This window comes from Brevibacillus sp. HB1.2, from assembly GCF_013332495.1.
Lineage (GTDB): Bacteria > Bacillota > Bacilli > Brevibacillales > Brevibacillaceae > Brevibacillus > Brevibacillus porteri.
Window position 1 is genome coordinate 87,442 of record NZ_JABMIU010000013.1, and the last position, 19,614, is coordinate 107,055.

The following is a 19,614-nucleotide window of genomic DNA, read 5'->3' on the forward strand; positions in this document are numbered from 1 at the left end:
CGTTGTGATATAATAAGAATGGCATGCTTGGTTCGGATTCCCATAATCATGCACGACGATGTTAGGAGGAAAGAGTTTGAGCGACGTTAAGATTTTCGCGATGGGCGGCCTCGGCGAGATCGGAAAAAATATGTACTGCGTCGAGTATGAGGACGAAATCATCATCATTGACTGCGGGGTGAAATTCCCTGAGAATGAAATGTTTGGTATTGACCTGGTTATCCCGGATGTTTCCTATTTAGTGGATAACCAGCACAAGATTAAAGCACTTTTATTAACGCACGGACATGAGGATCACATTGGTGCGATTCCTTATATTTTACGGCAAATCAAGGTGCCGATTTACGGTGGTCGTCTGACCCTGGGCTTGGTCAAGGCGAAGCTGGAAGAGCACCGTTTGCAAAATGAAGTGAAGCTGATTCCGATTTCGGAAGATACGGAAATTCCTTTTGCGAAGCTGAAGGCGACATTCTTCCGGACGAACCACAGTATTCCTGATTCTTTGGGAATTGTGCTCCATACACCAGAGGGAATGGTCATTCACACAGGTGACTTCAAGTTTGACATGACACCAGTCGGACAAACAACAGAGTACGGAAAAATTGCACGCATTGGTGCGAGCGGTGACGTTTTGGCGCTTTTGTCTGATAGTACGAACAGTGAGCGTCCTGGATTTACGATGTCAGAGAGAGCGGTAGGGGAAGGGATTCTCGATGTGGTACGCAAAGCGCGTGGTCGCATCATTCTGGCTACCTTCGCTTCCAACGTACATCGCCTCCAACAGGTGGTAGATGCTGCGGAGCAATGCAATCGCAAAGTGGCGGTTATTGGCCGCAGTATGGAAAAGGTTTTCTTGATTGGACAAGAACTGGGCTATATCCAGATGCCAGAGGGCATGCTGATTGATATTAAGCACATCGACAACTACGCAGACAATCAAGTGCTGATTATTTGCACAGGCAGCCAAGGTGAGCCGATGGCAGCGTTGACCCGGATTGCAGCCGGTTCGCATCGTACCGTTTCCATTTATCCGGAAGATACGGTGATCATTTCTGCATCTCCGATCCCAGGAAATACGATCAACGTAAGCCGCACGATAGACAAGCTGTTCCGTGCAGGTGCCAACGTAGTATTGAGTCACGAATTTGATATTCACGCATCGGGTCATGGCAGCAGCGAAGAGTTGAAGCTCATGCTCAACTTCATTCGTCCGAAATATTTCATCCCGATCCACGGGGAATACCGGATGCTCAAGACTCACTCCAAGCTGGCCCAACAGGTTGGGATCGAGGAGAGCAACATCTTTATTATGGACAACGGCGAAGTACTGAATTGCAACCGCGAAAAAGCGTGGCTCAGTAAAGTACAAGCAGGGATTGTCCTCATTGATGGCAGTGGTATCGGCGACGTCGGCAATATCGTTCTGCGCGATCGCAAGCATTTGGCTGAGGATGGCTTGATGGTCGTGGTTGTCAGCCTCGATATGAAGAACTTCAAAATTTTGACGGGCCCAGATATCGTGAGCCGTGGCTTCGTATACGTACGCGGTTCGGAATCCTTGATTCAGGAAGCGACACAGCTCGTTCGTGGTCGTCTGCAGGAAGCATTGGATAAGAAAATCAAAGAATGGTCTGAGCTGAAGTCACAGATTAATGAAGTGATCAAGCCGTTCATTTACGAAAAGACAGGCCGTAATCCAATGATTCTTACCATTTTGATGGAAGTGTAGCTCCTGCTTTCTCGGGTAGGTGTGATCGGGTTATAATAATAAGTAAGTTGAACTTCGTGATATAAAGGAGAGGTTGCCCAATGATGTCTTATGAAGCATATATGAGCCAAGTAATTCAACCGATGCGCGATGAGTTGACTCGCAACGGTTTCCAAGAGCTTCGCTCTGCTGAAGAAGTAGAGCAAGCATTGCCAAATGCAAAAGGCCTGACACTGGTAGTCGTGAACTCTGTTTGTGGCTGCGCAGCAGGACTCGCTCGTCCAGCAGTTGTACATTCCTTGAATCACGCTACAAAGCCGGATAACATCTTCACTGTATTCGCAGGTCAAGACAAGGAAGCGACTGCAAAAGCACGTGAGTATTTCGAAGGCTATGCACCGTCTTCCCCATCCTTCGCGATCATGAAAGACGGCAAAATCATGACCATGGTTGAGCGTCATCAGATCGAGAACAACGAGCTGGCAACAATCGCTGGCCTGTTGACCAACGCTTACGACACTTACAAATAAAAAAGCACGAAGCATCACCAGGCGCTCGGCAACGGGCGTCTTTTTTGTGCGCTGGGATTGATTTCCTTGTTTTACTATACTAAAATGTTTAATAAGTATAATGACGGAGGGGAAGAGAGAATGAGCAAGCTGGTAGTGATTACAGGCGTGACACGTGGTTTAGGCAGGGAAATGGTCGAGCGTTTTCACGAAGCAGGCTGGACGGTTGCAGGCTGCGGTCGTTCGGAAAAAGAGGTGCAAGGACTGCGTCAGCAATTCGGAGAACAGCATCATTTTTCTGTCGTCGACGTTTCGATAATGGAGCAGGTGGAAAAGTGGGCAGAGGAAATCAAAGCCGAGGTGGGCGTTCCCGATTTGTTGATTAACAATGCCTCCATTATAAACCGGAATAGCCCTGTCATTGGGCTTGCGGCAAGTGAGTTTTCGAGAGTGATGGACATCAATGTAAATGGTGTTTTCTATGTCATTCGTGCCTTTTTACCGTTTATGGTTCAGCGCGCAAATGGCGGAGTCGTCGTAAATATCAGCTCGTACTGGGGAAGACACGGGGAAGCGTTTTTATCGCCGTACTGCGCATCGAAGTTCGCCATCGAAGGATTGACGCAATCATTGGCAGCTGAATTACCTGAGGGAATGGCAGCAGTGGCGCTTGATCCAGGAGGCAGTATCGATACCTCCATGCTCCAATCATGCTCGCCAGAAGAGGTGGACACTGCACCGAATCCGGCAGAGTGGAGCCGTGTAGCGGTACCGTACATTATCGGACTTGGTCCGCAAGATAACGGAAAGTCACTCACTTGCCCACCAGTGAGAAACAACTGAATATCGTTGCCATTGTTTTACCACGCTGCTGAGAATCCCTCGGCAGCTTTTTTGGTATGAAAAAATCTCCCGTCGATGGGAGACTTAATTCATGGAGACTCATTCAATGTAGGCTTTCCAGCTTGAATTAAAACCTTATTTTTCCCTAACAACATAGCCAGTATCAAGATGAATAACCCCGTTACAACCAGAAGCCACTCAATCTTAACAACATCTGCGATCGGTCCAAAAATAAACATACCTATTGGCATTATCGAAGTAGAAATCATGCCGAACACACCAAATATTCTTCCCAAATAGTTTTCATCCACTTTTTCTTGAACCAAGACCATTGTCGGGGTATTGAAAATGGGCATGGCTACGCCAAATAGAGCCATGAAGACTAGATAAATCCAAAAGTTCGGAATGATACCAAGGGCTAATGTGCAGGCGCCCATGATAAAGCTCGCGAATGTCATGGTGTGCACTCTGTTTGTAAAACCTCCCCAAGAGGCAATAATTCCGCCGCCAGCCATCATCCCGACTGAAAAAGCAATTTCGATTGCCGTTAACCGCCAAACCTCGTCGCCGAAACTCCGTGTAACCTGCAGTGGGGTCAAAAATGCAGCCGGGGCCATCAAGATAAAGAAGAAGGCGAAGAATAAAAAGAACTTCTTCAGAAAATCATTGTTTTTAATGTAGACTAATCCTTCTTTAAAATCGCTGAAGTAGCTCGTTTTTTGTATTTCGGAAGCTTTTGCGTGTAAAGGAATCTTGAGAAAGACGAGCAGTGTACCAATAGCAAGCATTGCAGTTATGACATCAATAAAGAAGATCATTTCAATGGTGGACATAGTGAGTAAGGCAGCACTCACCATCGGGGATACGAACATAATAACAGCCTGTAAGCTTCCGTTTATGCCATTTATTCTGGTCAGTTGGTCGCTTGGTACGATTTGCGGCAAAATAGCTCCAACAGCAGGGGTTTGAATACCGGCTCCGACTGCACGGATAGCAGCCATGAGAAAGAGTAGCCAGGTCGCATTGTATCCCATTAAAAAGACGACTGCGAGTATAAGCGTTGCAAAGGCGATCATAGCATCTGCATAGATGATCAACAGTTTGCGATTGTAGCGGTCTGCCCAAACTCCGGCAACGGGGGATAAAAGAAAAGTAGGGATGAAACCGCAAATGATATATAACGTCATCATGATACCGGATTGCGTATTCAGCGTTATATACCACATCATCGCATATTGAACGAAAGATGATCCAAAAAGTGAAATCGCCTGACTGCTTAGAAAGAGAATAATGTTCTTTTTCCAATGTGGATTTGGCGCTACATCATTCGCTTCCATCACGTATGTTTGCCCTCTCTTTCTCTCGTTCTCGAAAGACATTCCTATAGTAGCATAGGACGTCTGCAGTGATTTCTTCTGGATTGCTATTTAGGCTACCCGACTGCCGCAAATAACTCTTAGGTAATACAAACCTCCACTGCCTCCTTCGACTTTTTACACTTACATAAAGTTTTTCAAAAAAGTTGCGATCTTTTTCCACCATTTCCCGTCGTACAAAAGTGTACAAGCAAAAAGGCGATAGCTGCGCAGCGTACCTTTTTGAACCTGTAGCCCTCGATACAGGTTTTGGATATGGGGAGGAAGACAGATGCAGGACGACAGGCTGATCATTGAGGAGGTCCTCCAAGGGAACAAGGAGGCGTATTCTCAGACCGTTAGATCCTGCAAAGAACCTGACACTGAAGCTCGATGCAGTCTACACAGTAGAAAAGTCTACGTTCCAGGCAAAGCTGCCACTGGCTGAGATGGAAAAGAAACCGATTACCGTCAAAAGCGACGGAAATGAGTTTGCTTTCAAATCTGTGAAGAAGGAAACCGACGACGAGGGTAACCTGTCTTACCTGATTGAAGTAGAGGGCAAGCTTGCCAATGATATGCTCGGAATTCCAGACTATTGGGATGTGTCCACTGATAAGGATAAGGGTGATGATGTGGAAAGGGGCGTATTCACTTTCGACCAGAAGGTTAAAGAGGGCAGCACACTCAAATTCACAGGCGAGCTAAAGGTTTGGAGTGAAAGTCCAAATGTGAAGGAAATGACCGTTAGTTTCGACTCGATGTCCAAAGAGCATAAGGTTAATTGGGAAGTTCCCATTATTAAGGAAAAGAAATAGTCCCATTAAAAAGCCGCTCGGTCCTGTAAAAGGATCGGCGGCTTCTTTGCAGCTGAAATCAGTACTTAGCTTCAACCTCAGTTCGTTTTTCCCGATGAAAATAAGCATGTAACAGACAAAGCAAGACCGAACCCGCAGAGACAAGCGTTGCCAAGAACAGGGTTGGATTAATTCCACCTTGGTCGTACATGAACCCCATAGCCAAAGGCCCCAGCAGTCTCCCGCCAGTTGTAATCGCCCCTACGACTCCCAAATAAAACGGTGCATTCTCCCCAGTTTTTTCCGATATAAAAGTAGGAATAGTGGGCGAGATGAGCATTTCTCCAAATGTAGTGATAACCATTCCGACAACAAATGCGTAATAACTACCGTGGTAGGCCAGCATACACCCAAAACCGACAGCATACGCGATGGCACTGACGACGAGTTGGGCAGACAAGCTCTGATTCACGAGCCTCTTGATCCAGGACGTGATGGGTTGCCCAGCAAAAATGATGATACCGTTGATGGTCCACAGCCAGCTATATGAAGACAGAGGCATCCCCTGCTCGGTAATATAAGGAGCGACGCCTGTGTTCCATACCGTATTGGAAAAGAAAATGAGTGCTGCGCCTAATGCCATAAACAAGTACAATTGGTAGCGAAATAACAGGGTAAAGTTGTTTTTCTCGCGGTGTTTTTGCTTTTCTTCCTGTTGCTCTCCGACCAGCTCTTGATGAGAAATATTCTTCATAAAAAGGAAGAAGAACAGGGCAAACAATAAGGTGCTCGTGCTGTTGAACCAAAAAGTAAGCTGGAAGGATAAAGTGGCAATGACTCCAGCCAACGCGGTACCGATTGCCATCCCTAGGTTGTTTCCGACATAGACGATGTTAAACAATTCTCGACGCTGTTCTTTCCAGCGAAAACCGATAAATGCCTGAATGGCAGGAAACGACAGGTTGAACGTAAAGCCAAGCCCCATCATGAGTATCAGATAGACAGGCCAGCTCTGAACGAAAGGAATGGAAAATTGAATAAGTCCTTGAATAATCAATGCGCCGACGATAAGACGCTTGGCACCTAGTCGATGAAACAACGATCCGCCGATGAATTGGCCAAAGATTCCTGCCAGAGATTGGATCATCAAGACGAATCCAGCTTCTGTCATCGAGCGTTGCAAAATGGTATGTACGTATAAGGTAGTAAGTGGCCACATAAAGGCGCTTCCGGAGGAGTTAATAAAGCTGGCGATGAGGAAGAAAATGGCCTCACGTGGATAGCGATTGAGGAAAGCTGATGGTGATATCACGCGAATACACCCCTTACCATTAAGGATAAGAATAGTATAGCGAACATTCTAAACTTCGTAAATTAAAATGTATATAATGTCACAGGTACCCAAATAAAGGCTGCTCCACTTTTGTCGAATTCGAGTATACTAGACAAAGTGGAGAGATGACATTAACTGAGGATATAGAGAATAAAGGTGGACTTTATGAAAATATGGAAACGAGTGTTGCTTCTTTTGCTTGTCGTGATGGCTACGACGGCTGGATACTACGGATACTCTTTTTATCAATTTGCTCAAAATATTCAAGAGCCTAACATCGCACCGCCTAGTGGTGGGAATCCCACCAAAGCAGCAGAAATACCAGAGTGGGATGGCAAGGAACGTGTCAATATCCTGCTGATGGGAGTAGACCGCAGAGGATTGAAAAATAACGGGCTTCCTCGTTCTGACTCCATGATGCTGGTCAGCATTGATCCTACGGGGAAACGTTATGACATGTTTTCAATCCTGCGTGATACGTATGTAGATATTCCCGGAAGAGGTAGCTCGCGGATCAACTCTGCGATTGTAGAGGGTGGACCTGAGCTGGCAATGGAAACGGTTAGTCAGTTCACTGGAATTCCAGTAGATCGTTACGTGATTACTGACTTTGAAGGCTTTAAGGCTCTGATTGATGCAGTGGGCGGAGTCGAGATCGATGTAGAAAAAAACATGTATTATCATGACCCGACAGACAAAGGTGCGTACGATATTAATCTGAAAAAGGGTCTGCAAAAGCTGGATGGAGACAAAGCCTTGCAATATGTTCGTTTCCGTCATGATGCGACCTCCGATTATACACGGACAGAGCGTCAGCGGAAATTAATGACGGCAGTCATCGATCAGATGAAGAATGGTACGACGCTGATGCAGCTTCCTACGATTTTGAAGGAAGTAACACCATATGTGCAAACCAATATTAGCTCAATGGACATGCTGAAGCTGTCTTCACTCGGATTAAAATTGAATACGTTAGAGCCAGGCAATTATCAATTACCACCAATGGGGATGTTCCGTGAATCGCATAAAGCAGGCTCCGTTCTGGTTCCGGATGTCGATCAGGTTCAGACGTTTGTCCAAGAAAAAATCGCACCTCCTACAGAAGCAACAGATCAACCTGTGGGAGAAAAGAAAAGCAGCACGCAAAACTAAGCGTGCTGTTTTTTTGTGTTTTTTAGGAAAGACTAACCATGATTTTCTACGTGCTGAGGTGACAGTGTCGATGGATCGGGAGAGTGCACGCAATTGGTTTACACATACAAGCGACTTGGTCACTGAACATATCGATGAGCCTGAAGACCGCGTGCGACTTTTCTATTTATCGACCATGGCGGATGCCAAGGTTGTTTACAGTGAGCTCATCCCGAAGCTACGTGAGATTTGTTTGGAAGAAAGCGGAGTGGAGGAAATTGCTCGGCACCTAGGAGCGTCTAGCAGTAACCGGGTTTTTGATGAAGGGGAAGCCATTGAACGTTTACTAAGCGGTCATATTGTCATTCAAGTGGAGGACTCGTCCTATGGCTTGTCGTTCCCTAGTGATGGCACGGTTGGCAGAAGCATTCAAGCGCCCGAAATCGAAACCGTTGTACTAGGCCCACAGATCGCCTTTGTAGAAGAACTGAACGTGAACATCTGCATCATTCGCAAATATATGTCTACCCCAAGGTTGTTCCATGAACGATTGAGCGTGGGAAAAAGCATACCGATGAATGTATCGATACTGTATTTGAGCGGGACGGCCGATGAGGAAAATGTGAATACGGTGCGTCAACGGATTGATGATCTGGAATTGGACACCAGTCTGGATTCTACCATACTGGCTCAGCATATCGCAGACAATGAGAAATCATTATTTCCTACTCTTCAGCAAACAGAGCGTCCAGACCGTGTCATACACGGTTTGCGTCAAGGACAGATTGCCATACTCGTGGAGGGGAGCCCGTTCGCTTTGCTCGGGCCAACCACCCTCTTGCAATTTTTTCAGTCGCCAGATGACTATTACTTGCGTTGGAGTCTCGCTACCTTCAACAGGCTCATGCGCATCTTTGCCATGATTTTGTCCCTGATGCTGACACCGATTTATGTGGCAGCTCTGACCTATCATTACGAGATGATTCCGGCTGATCTGTTGCTTTCGCTCGCGCAATCGCGCTCTCGGGTACCTTTTCCACCACTGTGGGAGGCCATTTTGATGGAGTTGATCATTGAGCTTTTGCGGGAAGCGGGAGCGAGGCTGCCGACCAAGGTTGGTCAGACGATTGGTATTGTGGGCGGTATTGTTATCGGACAAGCTATCGTACAGGCCGGATTCACCAGCAATATTTTGATTATTATCGTTGCCCTCGGAGCTTTGTCATCTTTTATCGCGCCTAGCTATATGATCGGTTCTACAATCCGGGTGGTTCGTTTTCCGATGATTTTACTGGCGGGGGTGCTGGGTGCATTAGGGATTGTGGTTGGATTTAGCTTTCTAGCTAGCCATTTGCTACGTCAGACTAGCTTGGGGCGTCCGTATATGTACCCCATTTACCCCGTGCGATTTACTGATTGGAAGGATGGCTTTATTCGTGCTCCCTTATCCTCCCTTTCGGAACGCCTCAAGTTTTTTAATCCAAAACGAATATCGCGTTTTGACAGAGACAAAGCCAAAGAGAAGAAAGACATTGACGAGTAAGCGAGGCGGCTATGAAGATCAATTTGAATGTAACGAAGAGCAATACGATATCAGCATTTCTTGCCGGGATTCTGGTGCATGGCACTCAAGTTGGGATGGGTGTTCTGGGCTTTCAACGAGTCATTGCCAAGGAAGCAGGGCATGATGCCTGGATTTCGGTCATACTTGCTGGCTTGATTACTCATGTAACGGTCTGGATCATTATCAAGACCTTACAAAAATACCCTTCAGCCGATCTGTACGGGATTCAAGAAGATGTGTTTGGAAGGTGGCTTGGAACAGGCATTAGCCTCCTTTATTTGACTTATTTTTTTATATCGGCGGGAGTTATTCTGCGCAACTACATCGAAGTGGTCCAAACGTGGGTGTTTCCGAATTTGCCAACGTGGATTTTGTCTGGAATTATCCTTTTTCTCGTGTATTACACCATTGTAGGAGGAATTAGAGTTATAGCCGGTTATACATTTTTTTCGATTATGGTAACGATATGGCTCTTATGCGATCTATATTTTCCTTTGCAATACGCGCATTGGGAGTATTTGTTTCCGATTATGGACAGCAGTTTGGAGAACCTTTTCAAAGGAATGCTGGCCATGTCTTTGACCAGTGTTGGCTTTGAGGTGATCTACGTGGTTTACCCCTTTGTAGAAAATAAAGATAGGGTCAACAAAAGTACCCAGTGGGCGGTGCTGGTGACGTATCTGGCGTATTTGCTTATCATGCTCGTGTCCCTGGTCTTCTTTAGTCAGGGTCAGCTTATGCGGACGATCTGGGCGACACTCAATCTGCACAAGATGGTGTACCTCCCCGTTCTGGAAAGGTTCGAGCTGGTTGTCATTTCTTTGTGGCTCATCGTCATCTTGCCCAATATTATGTTGTATTTGTGGTGCTCTGCACGTGGACTCAAACGCCTCTTCGGATTCAACTTGCGAACATCGTTGAATTGGATTATGCCCCTGATCTATATTACTTCATTGACGGTGTTTACAAGGCTGGAGATGAATATGATCAATGATTGGTATGGGAAAACGAGTATGTATGTTGCATTCCTGTACCCCTATTTTTTGTACATCATGGTTCTGCTAAAGCAGCGAACGCAACCGGCGAAATCGACGAGCAAAGGGGAAAGTGCCTGATGCGACATGATCGAAAATACGCGATGCCCTTGTTGAAGCGGTTTTTGGCGCTGTGGTGTTCGGGCATCTTGATTGTAACAGGCTGCTCGGATCGGCAAATTTTCGATGAAACAGGACTTGCAACGGCTGTCGGCTATGATCTGTTAAAAGATGGCAAAATTCGCGGGACGTCTGTCATGCCTTCCATTAATCCAGAGGCAAGGCATAAGATACAGATCTTATCAGCCACAGGGGAAACCAGCAAAGGAATCCGGGATAAGATGAATTTGCAATCAGACAAAAGAGTATTGGGTGGGCAAATTCGTGTTGCCCTCTACAGTGAAAACTTTGCTAAGCAGGGACTTGGCAGCATCATTGACACGTTGTATCGGGACTCGTCCCTTTCTAGCAGGATTTATCTTTGTGTGTTTGCAGGCGAAACATATGATATGCTGACGTATCCTTATTCAGAACAAGGGAATATTGGAATCTACCTGTATCGTTTGATTGAGCAAAATATCCGTGGGGAAAAAATTCCTTCTTCGACCATGCATGAGTTTTTCCGGGCTTACTATGAAAAAGGGATCGACCCGGTCATGCCGTACATAGAAAGAAAGGGAGATGAACTGAAAATCAAAGGCATCGCCTTATTCAAAGGTGATCGTTATGTGTCATGGGTTACACCCAAGGAAGCCTTTCTACTCAAACTTATCCACGGAAAGTTCCGCATCGGCAGCTATGATACTTCTGTTCCTACTGCTATTTTTGGGGAGTCACCCAAAAACCACAACAGCAAAAAAGACCAGGTGCAGCTCGTTTTCGATACAATTTCTAGCCATTCGAAAATCAAATTAAGCCAAATATCCCCACCAATCTTCGATATTCATGTCAAGTTGCATGCCCGAATTTTGGAGTTAACCATCCCGCTAAAGCTAGAAAATGCCAAGTTGCTGAAAATTATGGAACATGGCCTGGAGAAAGAGCTTGAAAAAGAATTGCATAAACTGATAAGCAAACTGAAGAGCCTCGATGTTGACCCAATTGGCTTCGGCTCTATCTATCGTTCAGAGAAAAGAGGAATGGCCAACATGACGCAGGCTGAATGGCGAAAGATGTTTCAGGATGCAACGTTTCGCTTCCACGTAAAGTCAAAAATCATCCGCAACGGCGTCATGGATTAAAAAACTTTTCCTTCTATTACTATTGACGTGATATTTCCGAAAAGGATATAATCCGTTTTGTATCATCATGAAATAGAAAAGACGAACATAATATACGTAGATATCTTTCTTATCAAGAGAGGCGGAGGGACAGGCCCTATGAAGCCCGGCAGCCGGTTCATTTTCGGATGAACGTCGCGGTGCCAATTCCTACAAGATTGTTTGGATCTTGTATAGATGAGAAGGGTGGATGCGAACGTATAACATTGCGTTGCAGCCCCTTTTTCGTTTATGAAAAAAGGGGTTTTCTGATTTTATTTAGATTGTGGTCGGGAGGTGGATGCGTTGATCCAACTGCGTCATTTGCATAAAAGCTATCAAGTACAAGGGAAAACCATCCCAGCGTTAACGGGGATCGACCTTTCCATAGAGCAAGGAGAAATATACGGGATTATCGGACACTCTGGTGCAGGGAAAAGTACGTTGATCCGATGCATCAATTTGCTGGAGCGTCCAACTTCAGGGGAAGTTATTGTGGACGGCGTCGATTTGACAAAGCTGGATGAAGGGAAGCTGCAAGAAAAGCGCCGCTCAATCGGCATGATTTTTCAGCACTTCAACTTGCTGTCTTCTTCGACAGTCGGCGAAAATGTCGCTTTTCCGCTCAAGCTGGCAAAGCGTCCGAAGGCAGAGATTGATAAGAAAGTGAACGAGCTGCTAAAGCTGGTTGGCTTGGAGGCACATAAGGACAAATATCCGTCCCAACTGTCTGGCGGACAGAAGCAGCGTGTAGGGATTGCTCGGGCGCTCGCGAATGATCCAAAAGTGCTGCTCTGTGACGAAGCTACATCGGCTCTCGATCCGCAGACGACGAACTCCATTCTGGCACTCCTCTTGGACATCAACCGTAAGCTGGGCTTGACCATTGTGTTGATTACCCACGAGATGCACGTCATTCGCTCCATTTGTGATCGTGTTGGCGTCATTGATGGAGGAAAGATCGTCGAGTCGGGTAACGTACTGGATGTATTCCTTCGTCCGCAGCATCTAACGACACAAGAATTCGTGGAACAAGTAGCGGATTCTACAGAGCTGCGTGAAGCAGTCGCGCACGAAAAGGCCTCGGGGAACCGCACGATTGCTCGTGTCACCTTCCTCGGAGAAAAAACGTACCAGCCGATCCTGTTCCAAACGATGCAAGAGACCGGTACGGTATTCAGCATTTTGCAGGGAACAATCTCCCGCATGAAGGATACACCGTATGGTCAGTTGGTGATCGAGCTGGAAGGCGATGTCGCACAGAATCAAAAGACCATTGAGACGCTGCGCCAACGTGGCTTGGAAGTAGAGGTGATATAAATGGACTGGACATTCGAAAATGTGGATTGGGCTGAAATCGGCGTAGGCACGATGGATACGCTCACGATGCTCGGCTTTTCCACCCTGTTTACCGTCCTGATTGGTTTGCCGCTGGGAATCATTCTATTTTTGACCTCACGCGGACAGCTTCTGCAAAACCGCACTTTTTATTCGATCGCATCATTCGTTGTCAACGTATTGCGTTCGGTACCGTTTATCATTTTGATGATTTTGCTGATTCCTGTGACGAAAATGATCGTAGGAACCTCACTCGGCGTACTGGGTGCTATTCCGCCACTCGTATTTGGTGCCGCTCCGTTTTTCGCACGGTTGGTGGAAACCTCTCTGCGTGAGATTGATAAAGGCGTGATTGAGGCCGCACAATCCATGGGAGCTTCCAATTGGCAGATCGTCTGGAATGTCCTTTTGCCAGAGTCTAGATCAGGCCTGATCGCGGGTATTACGATCACGACGGTTACGTTGGTATCCTACACTGCAATGTCTGGGGTAATTGGCGGTGGTGGTCTGGGTGACTTGGCGATCCGATACGGTTATCAACGTTTCCAAACCGATGTCATGATTGTGACTGTTGTTATTTTGCTGGTGATGGTACAGATCTTACAATCGCTGGGGGACCGTCTGGTTCTCAAGTTCAGCCGTAAGTAGGATTTTTCCATAAAAGTTATCAAAGAATAAGACAAATACATGCAAGGGGGAAATCATTCATGAAAAAGCTAGTCGTATCTGTACTTTCTACTGTGTTGGCATTTTCTTTGGCAGCTTGCGGAGGCAAAACCGAAACTGCACCTGCTCCAGCTGAAGGTGGTGCACAAGGCGGACAACAGGAAGTAACATTGAAGGTAGGCGCTTCTCCCGTTCCACATGCAGCAATCTTGAAATTCGTTCAACCAAAACTGAAAGAACAAGGCGTGAACCTGGAAATCAAAGAGTTCACCGATTACGTACAACCTAACGTTCAAGTGAACGAGAAACAACTCGACGCAAACTTCTTCCAGCACAAGCCTTACCTGGAAGACTTCAATAAAGGACAAAACATGAACCTGGTGCCAGTAGTGGCTGTACACATCGAGCCATTCGGCGCTTACAGCAAAAAAGTGAAATCAGTGGATGAATTAGCTGATGGCGCAACTATCGCGCTGCCAAACGATCCAACAAACAGTGGTCGCGCACTCGCACTCTTGGAGAAAAACGGCGTGATCAAGCTGAAAGAAGGCGCTGGCATCAGCGGTACAGTGAAAGACGTTGTTGAGAACAAGAAAAACCTGAAGTTCAAAGAAGTAGAAGCAGCGATGTTGCCACGCGTTCTGGAAGAAGTAGATCTGGCGTTGATCAACACCAACTATGCGTTGGAAGCAAAACTTGTTCCAACCAAAGACGCTCTGTTTATTGAAGATAAAGATACTCCATACGCAAACTTCTTGGTAGCTCGTCCTGACAACAAGGATTCCGAAGCAATGCAAAAGCTGGCAAAAGAACTGAACTCACCTGAAGTGAAAAAGTTCATTGAAGATGAATACAAAGGCGCGATTATTCCAGCGTTCTAAATCAACAAATAATTGATCGATCAACGAAACCCAACTGGCCGAAAAGCTGGTTGGGTTTTACTTTTATTTATAATGTAGTGAATTTTCATAAAATTAAATTAAATCTATAGCAACCCTGTTTTCAACCCAATTCCCGTCGAGTATATTGTGTTTGAAATGAGAAAATATAGATAAGGGGGAATTTTCTGATGAAAAGAAATCTCAAGTTGTTTCTTGGCGCGATGCTGGTCGCCGGAAGCTTGTTAGCTGGATGCTCCACGAGTACGCAGCCATCAACGACAACCCCTCCAACTGAGGGAACCGCGGCGCCAGCTGAAAAGTCTGCAAATGCAAAGCCGCAATTATTTCGGGCGAACATTATGAGTGAGCCTGCGACAGCGGACCCTGGTCTTGCGAAGGATGCCACTGCGGGAGCGATCGTTCGTGCTACGTTTGATGGCTTGACTCGCTTTGATGCAAACGCAAAGCCAGTGAATTCAGTAGCATCCGATGTGAAAATCTCGGATGACAAACTGGTGTATACGTTCACGCTCCGCGACTCCAAATGGAGCAATGGTGATCCAGTCACTGCCCATGACTTCGTGTATGCATGGAAGCGTGCACTCGGCAAGACTTTTGGGGCTGAGTATGCTTATCAGCTGTACTACATTAAAAATGCGCAGCTGATTCACAAAGGCCAGGCGAAGCCCGACGAACTCGGTGCGAAGGCAATCGATGACAAAACACTGGAAGTCACACTTGAGAATCCAACGCCTTACTTCCTGGAGCTGACGGCTTTCTACACGTACTACCCGGTTAACCAAAAAGTAGTGGAGGCCAATCCAAAATGGGCAAACGAAGCGGCGACGCACGTAAGCAACGGTCCATTTAAGATGAAAGCGTGGGAGCACAAGAGCAAGATCGTGCTTGAAAAGAACGAGCAATACTGGGATAAAGACGTAGTGAAGCTCGATCGCATCGAGATCGCGATGATCGAGGACGATAATACAGCCCTGTCCATGTTCGAAAACGGTGAGCTGGATTGGGCAGGTCAGCCACTCGGTGGACTTCCCACCGATGCGATCCCGACACTGAGAGACGCGGGCAAACTCGTTGTTCATCCAAAAGCGACGATGTACTGGTACAAGTTGAATACGACAAAAGGGCCGCTCAGCAATGTGAAAATTCGTAAAGCCTTGGCATACTCGGTTGACCGTAAAACCATCGTGGATAACATCACACAAGTGGGCCAAGTGCCAACGATGGGGATGTTGCCGCAATCCATGATTATCAAAAAAGAAGGCTACTTCAAAGATAATGATGTAGAAACGGCCAAAAAGCTGTTGGAAGAAGGTATGAAGGAGCTTAACGTGACAACGCTGCCTCCGATCACCTTGACGTACAACCCAAGCGACAGACATAAGAAAATTGCCGAGGCGCTTCAGGACCAATGGAAACAAAAACTTGGCATTGAAGTAAAGCTCATGGTGAAGGAGGCCACTGTTCACATACAGGATATGCATCAACTTAATTACGAAATAGGCCGTATCGGCTGGAATGCAGACTTTAATGATCCAATGAATTACCTGGAAATGTTCCGGGATGGTAATACAGGCAACAACGACACAGGCTGGGAAGACCCACGCTACCAAGAGCTGCTGAAACGGGCATCAGTAGAAATTGATCCAGAGAAGCGCAAGCAGCTGTTTGGAGAGGCTGAGCAAATCTTCATGGATGCCATGCCTTTGATCCCCATGTTCACGGATGTCGATGTCTGGGTACAAAGCGACAAGGTGAAAGGCGTTCAAGTGGACGGACTCGGATTTATTGACCTGAAGTGGGCAGAAATGACGGAGTAACGAAAAAAACAAAAATCCCGAGGCCAACGAAATTGCTGGTTTCGGGATTCTTTTCTATTAGTAGCCAAAATCAAGTGTCTTGCCTGTCTCCGCATACGTCTTGATCGATGAGAGCATCATTGGCCAATTGTTGCTGGCACTTTCGTGGGAGGGGTGGTTTTCTGTCCATTGATCCTGAATCAAAGTCAGCTTGGTGCAGCCGCCAACCGGTTCTAAGGTAATGGTGACACGAGACTGTAATTCCGCATGATTCTTGTAATAGGCAGGACCAGGATGTTCAGTGAAACTGAAAATATGATGAGGTTCGAGCTGCAAGATCTTCCCGTATACATGAACCGTGTCGTCACCGTCTTTCCCCGGACCAACGTAAGCCATCTCATCGCCTACTTGAAAAGTCGACTGAATCGTACAGCCAAAGAAGGTGCTCTTTACGCCTTCATCGGAAGTAAGGACATGCCAGACTTGCTCTGGCGTAGCACCAATGTAGAAATCGAAACGAAGATCCATCGTTTTACCCCCTGATTTTTTCATTTGGGAATTGTAATCAAGTCTCCCAACTACTACTCTTACTATAAGAAGAATTCGGTAGTGTGTATTGTAAAAACACGACAGGAGGCGCACCTTGGAAAATCAGACTGCCAAGCTCCCAAAGGGTGTACTGCATGCCATGATTGGGCAGAAGAAATTTTCGCTGGACAGATACGAGCCATCTGCCGAAATTAGCTACTTCGTGCAGCACTACTGGGTCGTCAGGTGGGATTTGCGTACACAACTTCCTTACTCGCAAACCGTACTGGCTCATCCTAATGTGAATCTCGTGTTTGAAAAAGGAGCAACTGGCATTTTTGGTGTAGCCCGCACGACTTCCTCGCATCTTTTAGCGGGACAAGGCCAAGTGTTTGGAGTGAAATTCAGGCCAGGAGGTTTTTATCCGTTTCTGAATGCCCCGGTATCAAAGTTGAGTGGTACTTCTTCGAGTCTGGAAGCCTTATTTGGTGTTGGTGTTTCAACCGAGCAGCTTGAGAAAGAAGTGCTAAGCCTGCCAGATGATGAGCAAATGATAAAAAGGGTAGAAGCCTTTCTATTCGAATATTTGCCGGAGCCTGACCCAAATGTAGCGCGCATCAGTGAAATTGTCAGGATGATCCAGGCAGATCGATCCGTACTCAAGGTCGAGGATGCGGTACAGTTGACCGGAATGAACATGCGGACGATGCAGCGTTTGTTTGATCGTTATGTAGGTGTCAGTCCGAAGTCGGTCATCCAACGATACAGACTGCATGAGGCAGCAGAGCAGATTGACCAGGGAACAGTCCAAGATTGGCTGGACCTGTCTACCTCTCTTGGCTACTACGATCACTCTCACTTCATTCGAGATTTTCGAGCAATCGTTGGTGTAGCGCCGAACGAGTATCGACGAGCCCAAATTTAATCATAGTGAACCCCTTCGCCTTCTGGTCGGAGGGGTTGTTTCATTCCTGCATAAATTTTTATATACGAGGCATACTTCATCATGATGAAAATACCAAATTTATTTCCTTTAATAGAATTTGATGTTTGAATAAAACATAATTAATTTTACTTAAAATGTCTTCAATATTACTAAAAATGCAGTATATTTGTGGAGTAGCTTTCAATGAAGTTTTACCGATAGAAAAATAGGGGGTCAACACCGTGAAAAAAAGCGTTTTTGCAGCAATGAGTTCTATCCTGGTTCTGAGTGCGGCGCTGGCAGGTTGTGGCGGCGGCGGTGAGAAAGCAGGCGAGCAAGGCAATGCTTCTAAGGAGCAAACAAGCGGTCCTAAAGAATTGAGAATGAACATGATGTCCGAGCCACCAACTGCTGACCCTGCATTGGCTGAGGATTCTACTTCCAGTGCGGTTCTGCGTGCAACATTTGATGGTCTCACTCGTATTGGCGAAGATGGCAAACCACATCCATCTGTAGCAGAAAAAATTGACGTATCCGAAGATGGTCTTACTTATACATTCACCCTGCGTGACAGCAAATGGAGCAATGGGGAGCCAGTTACTGCAAAGGATTTCGAATTCGCTTGGAAGCGAGCGCTCAATCCGAAAACAGCATCTAACTACTCCTACCAATTGTATTACCTGAAAAATGCAGAAGAATACAACAAGGGTAAAGCAAAAGCTGAAGATGTTGGCGTAAAAGCAAAAGACGATAAAACACTCGTCGTGACTTTGAAAAACCCAACACCATTCTTCTTGGAGCTGACTGCGTTCTATACGTACTACCCAGTTAACCAAAAAGTAGTGGAAAGCAGCGATAAATGGGCGGGCGAAGCAGCTACACACGTAGGTAACGGTCCATTCAAAATGGAAAAATGGGAACATAAGAGCAAATTGGTTCTCGTGAAGAGCGATACCTACTGGGATAAAGACGTTGTAAAACTCGACAAGCTCAACTTCTCCATGGTTGAAGATGCAAATACAGAGCTGTCCATGTTCGACAATGACGATTTGGATTGGTCCGGAGCACCTTTGAGCTCACTTCCTACCGATGCGATTCCTGCATTGAAAGAATCCGGCCAAATGCAAACACGCCCGATCGCGGGTACGTACCTGTACAAATTCAATACAGAAGTTCCGCCGTTCAACAACGCGAAAATCCGTAAGGCGTTTGCTTATGCAATCGATCGTAAATCTATCATCGACAACATCACGCAAGCAAACCAAGAACCAGCAATGGGTCTGATCCCGCCAACAATGGCAGTGGCAACAAGCCCGTACTTCAAAGACGGCGATGCAGAAGTAGCGAAAAAATTGCTGGAAGAAGGTATGAAGGAAGAAGGCATTACCAAAATGCCGACCCTTACTCTTTCCTTCAACACGTCTGAAGGTCACAAGAAAATTGCCGAAGCGATCCAAGACCAATGGAAGAAAGCACTCGGCGTAGACATTAAGCTGGAGAACAAAGAATGGAAAGTATTCTTGGAAGATGTAAACCAAGGTAAATTCCAAATCGCACGTTCCAGCTGGACTGGTGACTACAACGATCCATACACGTTCTTGGACCTGTTCAAGGACAAAGATGGCGGAAACAACGACACGAAATGGGAAAATCCGAAGTACAAAGAGCTGCTGAACCAGTCTGCTTTGGAAAAAGACCCAGAAAAACGCAAACAAATCCTGGCACAAGCAGAAGCCATTTTCATGGACGAAATGCCAGCAATGCCAATCTACTACTACACTCATTCTTATGTGAAAAAAGACAAAGTAAAAGGTGTAGTACTCGACGGTCTCGGTTTCGTAGACTGGAAATGGGCAGACATTCAATAAGAAAAAGCGCATAACAGGTTGTAACAAGAGAAGAGTGCTACGGCACTCTTCTTTTTTT

Annotated in this window: 17 protein-coding genes and 1 riboswitch; of the genes, 14 read left to right on the top strand and 3 right to left on the bottom strand. The window is 46.2% G+C overall.

Features of this window, described 5'->3' with window-relative positions; translation table 11 throughout:
- Positions 1-58 precede the first annotated feature (58 nt).
- The 3 genes from rnjA to HPY28_RS23815 all read left to right on the top strand — a co-directional run bounded on the left by rnjA (position 59) and on the right by HPY28_RS23815 (position 3,060).
- Positions 59-1,729, top strand: a complete 1,671-nt coding sequence (rnjA, locus tag HPY28_RS23805) for a ribonuclease J1 (protein WP_017247251.1) — start codon at positions 59-61, stop codon at positions 1,727-1,729.
- A gap of 80 nt (positions 1,730-1,809) precedes the next feature.
- Complete coding sequence (locus tag HPY28_RS23810) at positions 1,810-2,238, top strand: BrxA/BrxB family bacilliredoxin (RefSeq protein ID WP_017247252.1); 429 nt, start codon at positions 1,810-1,812, stop codon at positions 2,236-2,238.
- Positions 2,239-2,358: 120 nt separating this feature from the next.
- Positions 2,359-3,060, top strand: coding sequence for an SDR family oxidoreductase (locus tag HPY28_RS23815; RefSeq protein ID WP_173624099.1), 702 nt, complete (start codon positions 2,359-2,361; stop codon positions 3,058-3,060).
- An 89-nt stretch (positions 3,061-3,149) separates the two neighbouring features.
- On the opposite strand, the gene HPY28_RS23820 is transcribed toward HPY28_RS23815, so the two are convergent.
- Positions 3,150-4,397 (bottom strand): MFS transporter, encoded by a 1,248-nt coding sequence (locus tag HPY28_RS23820; RefSeq protein ID WP_174231565.1) that lies wholly within the window; start codon positions 4,395-4,397, stop codon positions 3,150-3,152.
- Positions 4,398-4,729: 332 nt separating this feature from the next.
- Here HPY28_RS23820 and HPY28_RS23825 point away from each other — a divergent pair, with 332 nt between their 5' ends.
- Positions 4,730-5,233 (top strand): hypothetical protein, encoded by a 504-nt coding sequence (locus HPY28_RS23825; RefSeq protein ID WP_174231543.1) that lies wholly within the window; start codon positions 4,730-4,732, stop codon positions 5,231-5,233.
- A 58-nt stretch (positions 5,234-5,291) separates the two neighbouring features.
- Here HPY28_RS23825 and HPY28_RS23830 read toward each other — a convergent pair whose 3' ends face one another.
- Entirely contained in the window at positions 5,292-6,524 is a 1,233-nt protein-coding gene (locus tag HPY28_RS23830) for an MFS transporter (protein ID WP_174231544.1), read from the bottom strand.
- A gap of 186 nt (positions 6,525-6,710) precedes the next feature.
- Between HPY28_RS23830 and HPY28_RS23835 the strand changes: the two genes are divergently transcribed.
- The 8 genes from HPY28_RS23835 (at position 6,711) to HPY28_RS23870 (ending at position 16,256) form a co-directional block, all read left to right on the top strand.
- Positions 6,711-7,697: an LCP family protein gene (locus tag HPY28_RS23835; protein ID WP_174231545.1), complete on the top strand. Its 987-nt coding sequence runs from the start codon at positions 6,711-6,713 to the stop codon at positions 7,695-7,697.
- Between the two features lie 70 nt (positions 7,698-7,767).
- Entirely contained in the window at positions 7,768-9,219 is a 1,452-nt protein-coding gene (locus HPY28_RS23840; RefSeq protein ID WP_173624096.1) for a spore germination protein, read from the top strand.
- Between the two features lie 11 nt (positions 9,220-9,230).
- The gene (locus HPY28_RS23845; RefSeq protein WP_174231546.1) at positions 9,231-10,355 is read left to right on the top strand and encodes a GerAB/ArcD/ProY family transporter; all 1,125 of its coding nucleotides are present in this window, start codon (positions 9,231-9,233) and stop codon (positions 10,353-10,355) included.
- A complete protein-coding gene (locus HPY28_RS23850) occupies positions 10,355-11,515 on the top strand; it encodes a Ger(x)C family spore germination protein (RefSeq protein WP_017247261.1) in 1,161 nt (386 codons plus the stop codon). The genes HPY28_RS23845 and HPY28_RS23850 overlap by 1 nt, the downstream gene beginning before the upstream one ends.
- Positions 11,516-11,621: 106 nt before the next feature.
- A riboswitch (SAM riboswitch) is annotated at positions 11,622-11,738 on the top strand.
- A 101-nt stretch (positions 11,739-11,839) separates the two neighbouring features.
- Positions 11,840-12,853, top strand: coding sequence for a methionine ABC transporter ATP-binding protein (locus HPY28_RS23855; RefSeq protein ID WP_017247262.1), 1,014 nt, complete (start codon positions 11,840-11,842; stop codon positions 12,851-12,853).
- Positions 12,854-13,519, top strand: coding sequence for a methionine ABC transporter permease (locus HPY28_RS23860; RefSeq protein WP_017247263.1), 666 nt, complete (start codon positions 12,854-12,856; stop codon positions 13,517-13,519).
- Positions 13,520-13,578: 59 nt separating this feature from the next.
- Positions 13,579-14,418: a MetQ/NlpA family ABC transporter substrate-binding protein gene (locus tag HPY28_RS23865; RefSeq protein ID WP_017247264.1), complete on the top strand. Its 840-nt coding sequence runs from the start codon at positions 13,579-13,581 to the stop codon at positions 14,416-14,418.
- 188 nt (positions 14,419-14,606) lie between these two features.
- Complete coding sequence (locus tag HPY28_RS23870) at positions 14,607-16,256, top strand: peptide ABC transporter substrate-binding protein (RefSeq protein WP_174231547.1); 1,650 nt, start codon at positions 14,607-14,609, stop codon at positions 16,254-16,256.
- Positions 16,257-16,313: 57 nt separating this feature from the next.
- Here the strand turns inward: HPY28_RS23870 and HPY28_RS23875 are convergent, their stop codons facing one another.
- A complete protein-coding gene (locus HPY28_RS23875; RefSeq protein ID WP_017247266.1) occupies positions 16,314-16,763 on the bottom strand; it encodes an SRPBCC family protein in 450 nt (149 codons plus the stop codon).
- 115 nt (positions 16,764-16,878) lie between these two features.
- Between HPY28_RS23875 and HPY28_RS23880 the strand changes: the two genes are divergently transcribed.
- Positions 16,879-17,688 (top strand): helix-turn-helix domain-containing protein, encoded by an 810-nt coding sequence (locus tag HPY28_RS23880; RefSeq protein WP_017247267.1) that lies wholly within the window; start codon positions 16,879-16,881, stop codon positions 17,686-17,688.
- Positions 17,689-17,930: 242 nt separating this feature from the next.
- Positions 17,931-19,556 (top strand): peptide ABC transporter substrate-binding protein, encoded by a 1,626-nt coding sequence (locus tag HPY28_RS23885; RefSeq protein ID WP_017247268.1) that lies wholly within the window; start codon positions 17,931-17,933, stop codon positions 19,554-19,556.
- Positions 19,557-19,614: the final 58 nt, after the last annotated feature.

Bases quoted from the DNA above. Each gene is read 5' to 3' on its own strand.
- HPY28_RS23840 (WP_173624096.1), top strand. From the start codon at position 7,768: ATGGATCGGGAGAGTGCACGCAATTGGTTTACACATACAAGCGACTTG.
- HPY28_RS23865 (WP_017247264.1), top strand. From the start codon at position 13,579: ATGAAAAAGCTAGTCGTATCTGTACTTTCTACTGTGTTGGCATTTTCT.
- HPY28_RS23835 (WP_174231545.1), top strand. From the start codon at position 6,711: ATGAAAATATGGAAACGAGTGTTGCTTCTTTTGCTTGTCGTGATGGCT.
- HPY28_RS23820 (WP_174231565.1), bottom strand. From the start codon at position 4,397: ATGGAAGCGAATGATGTAGCGCCAAATCCACATTGGAAAAAGAACATT.
- HPY28_RS23810 (WP_017247252.1), top strand. From the start codon at position 1,810: ATGATGTCTTATGAAGCATATATGAGCCAAGTAATTCAACCGATGCGC.
- rnjA (WP_017247251.1), top strand. From the start codon at position 59: ATGTTAGGAGGAAAGAGTTTGAGCGACGTTAAGATTTTCGCGATGGGC.
- HPY28_RS23875 (WP_017247266.1), bottom strand. From the start codon at position 16,763: ATGGATCTTCGTTTCGATTTCTACATTGGTGCTACGCCAGAGCAAGTC.
- HPY28_RS23860 (WP_017247263.1), top strand. From the start codon at position 12,854: ATGGACTGGACATTCGAAAATGTGGATTGGGCTGAAATCGGCGTAGGC.
- HPY28_RS23815 (WP_173624099.1), top strand. From the start codon at position 2,359: ATGAGCAAGCTGGTAGTGATTACAGGCGTGACACGTGGTTTAGGCAGG.
- HPY28_RS23845 (WP_174231546.1), top strand. From the start codon at position 9,231: ATGAAGATCAATTTGAATGTAACGAAGAGCAATACGATATCAGCATTT.
- HPY28_RS23850 (WP_017247261.1), top strand. From the start codon at position 10,355: ATGCGACATGATCGAAAATACGCGATGCCCTTGTTGAAGCGGTTTTTG.
- HPY28_RS23870 (WP_174231547.1), top strand. From the start codon at position 14,607: ATGAAAAGAAATCTCAAGTTGTTTCTTGGCGCGATGCTGGTCGCCGGA.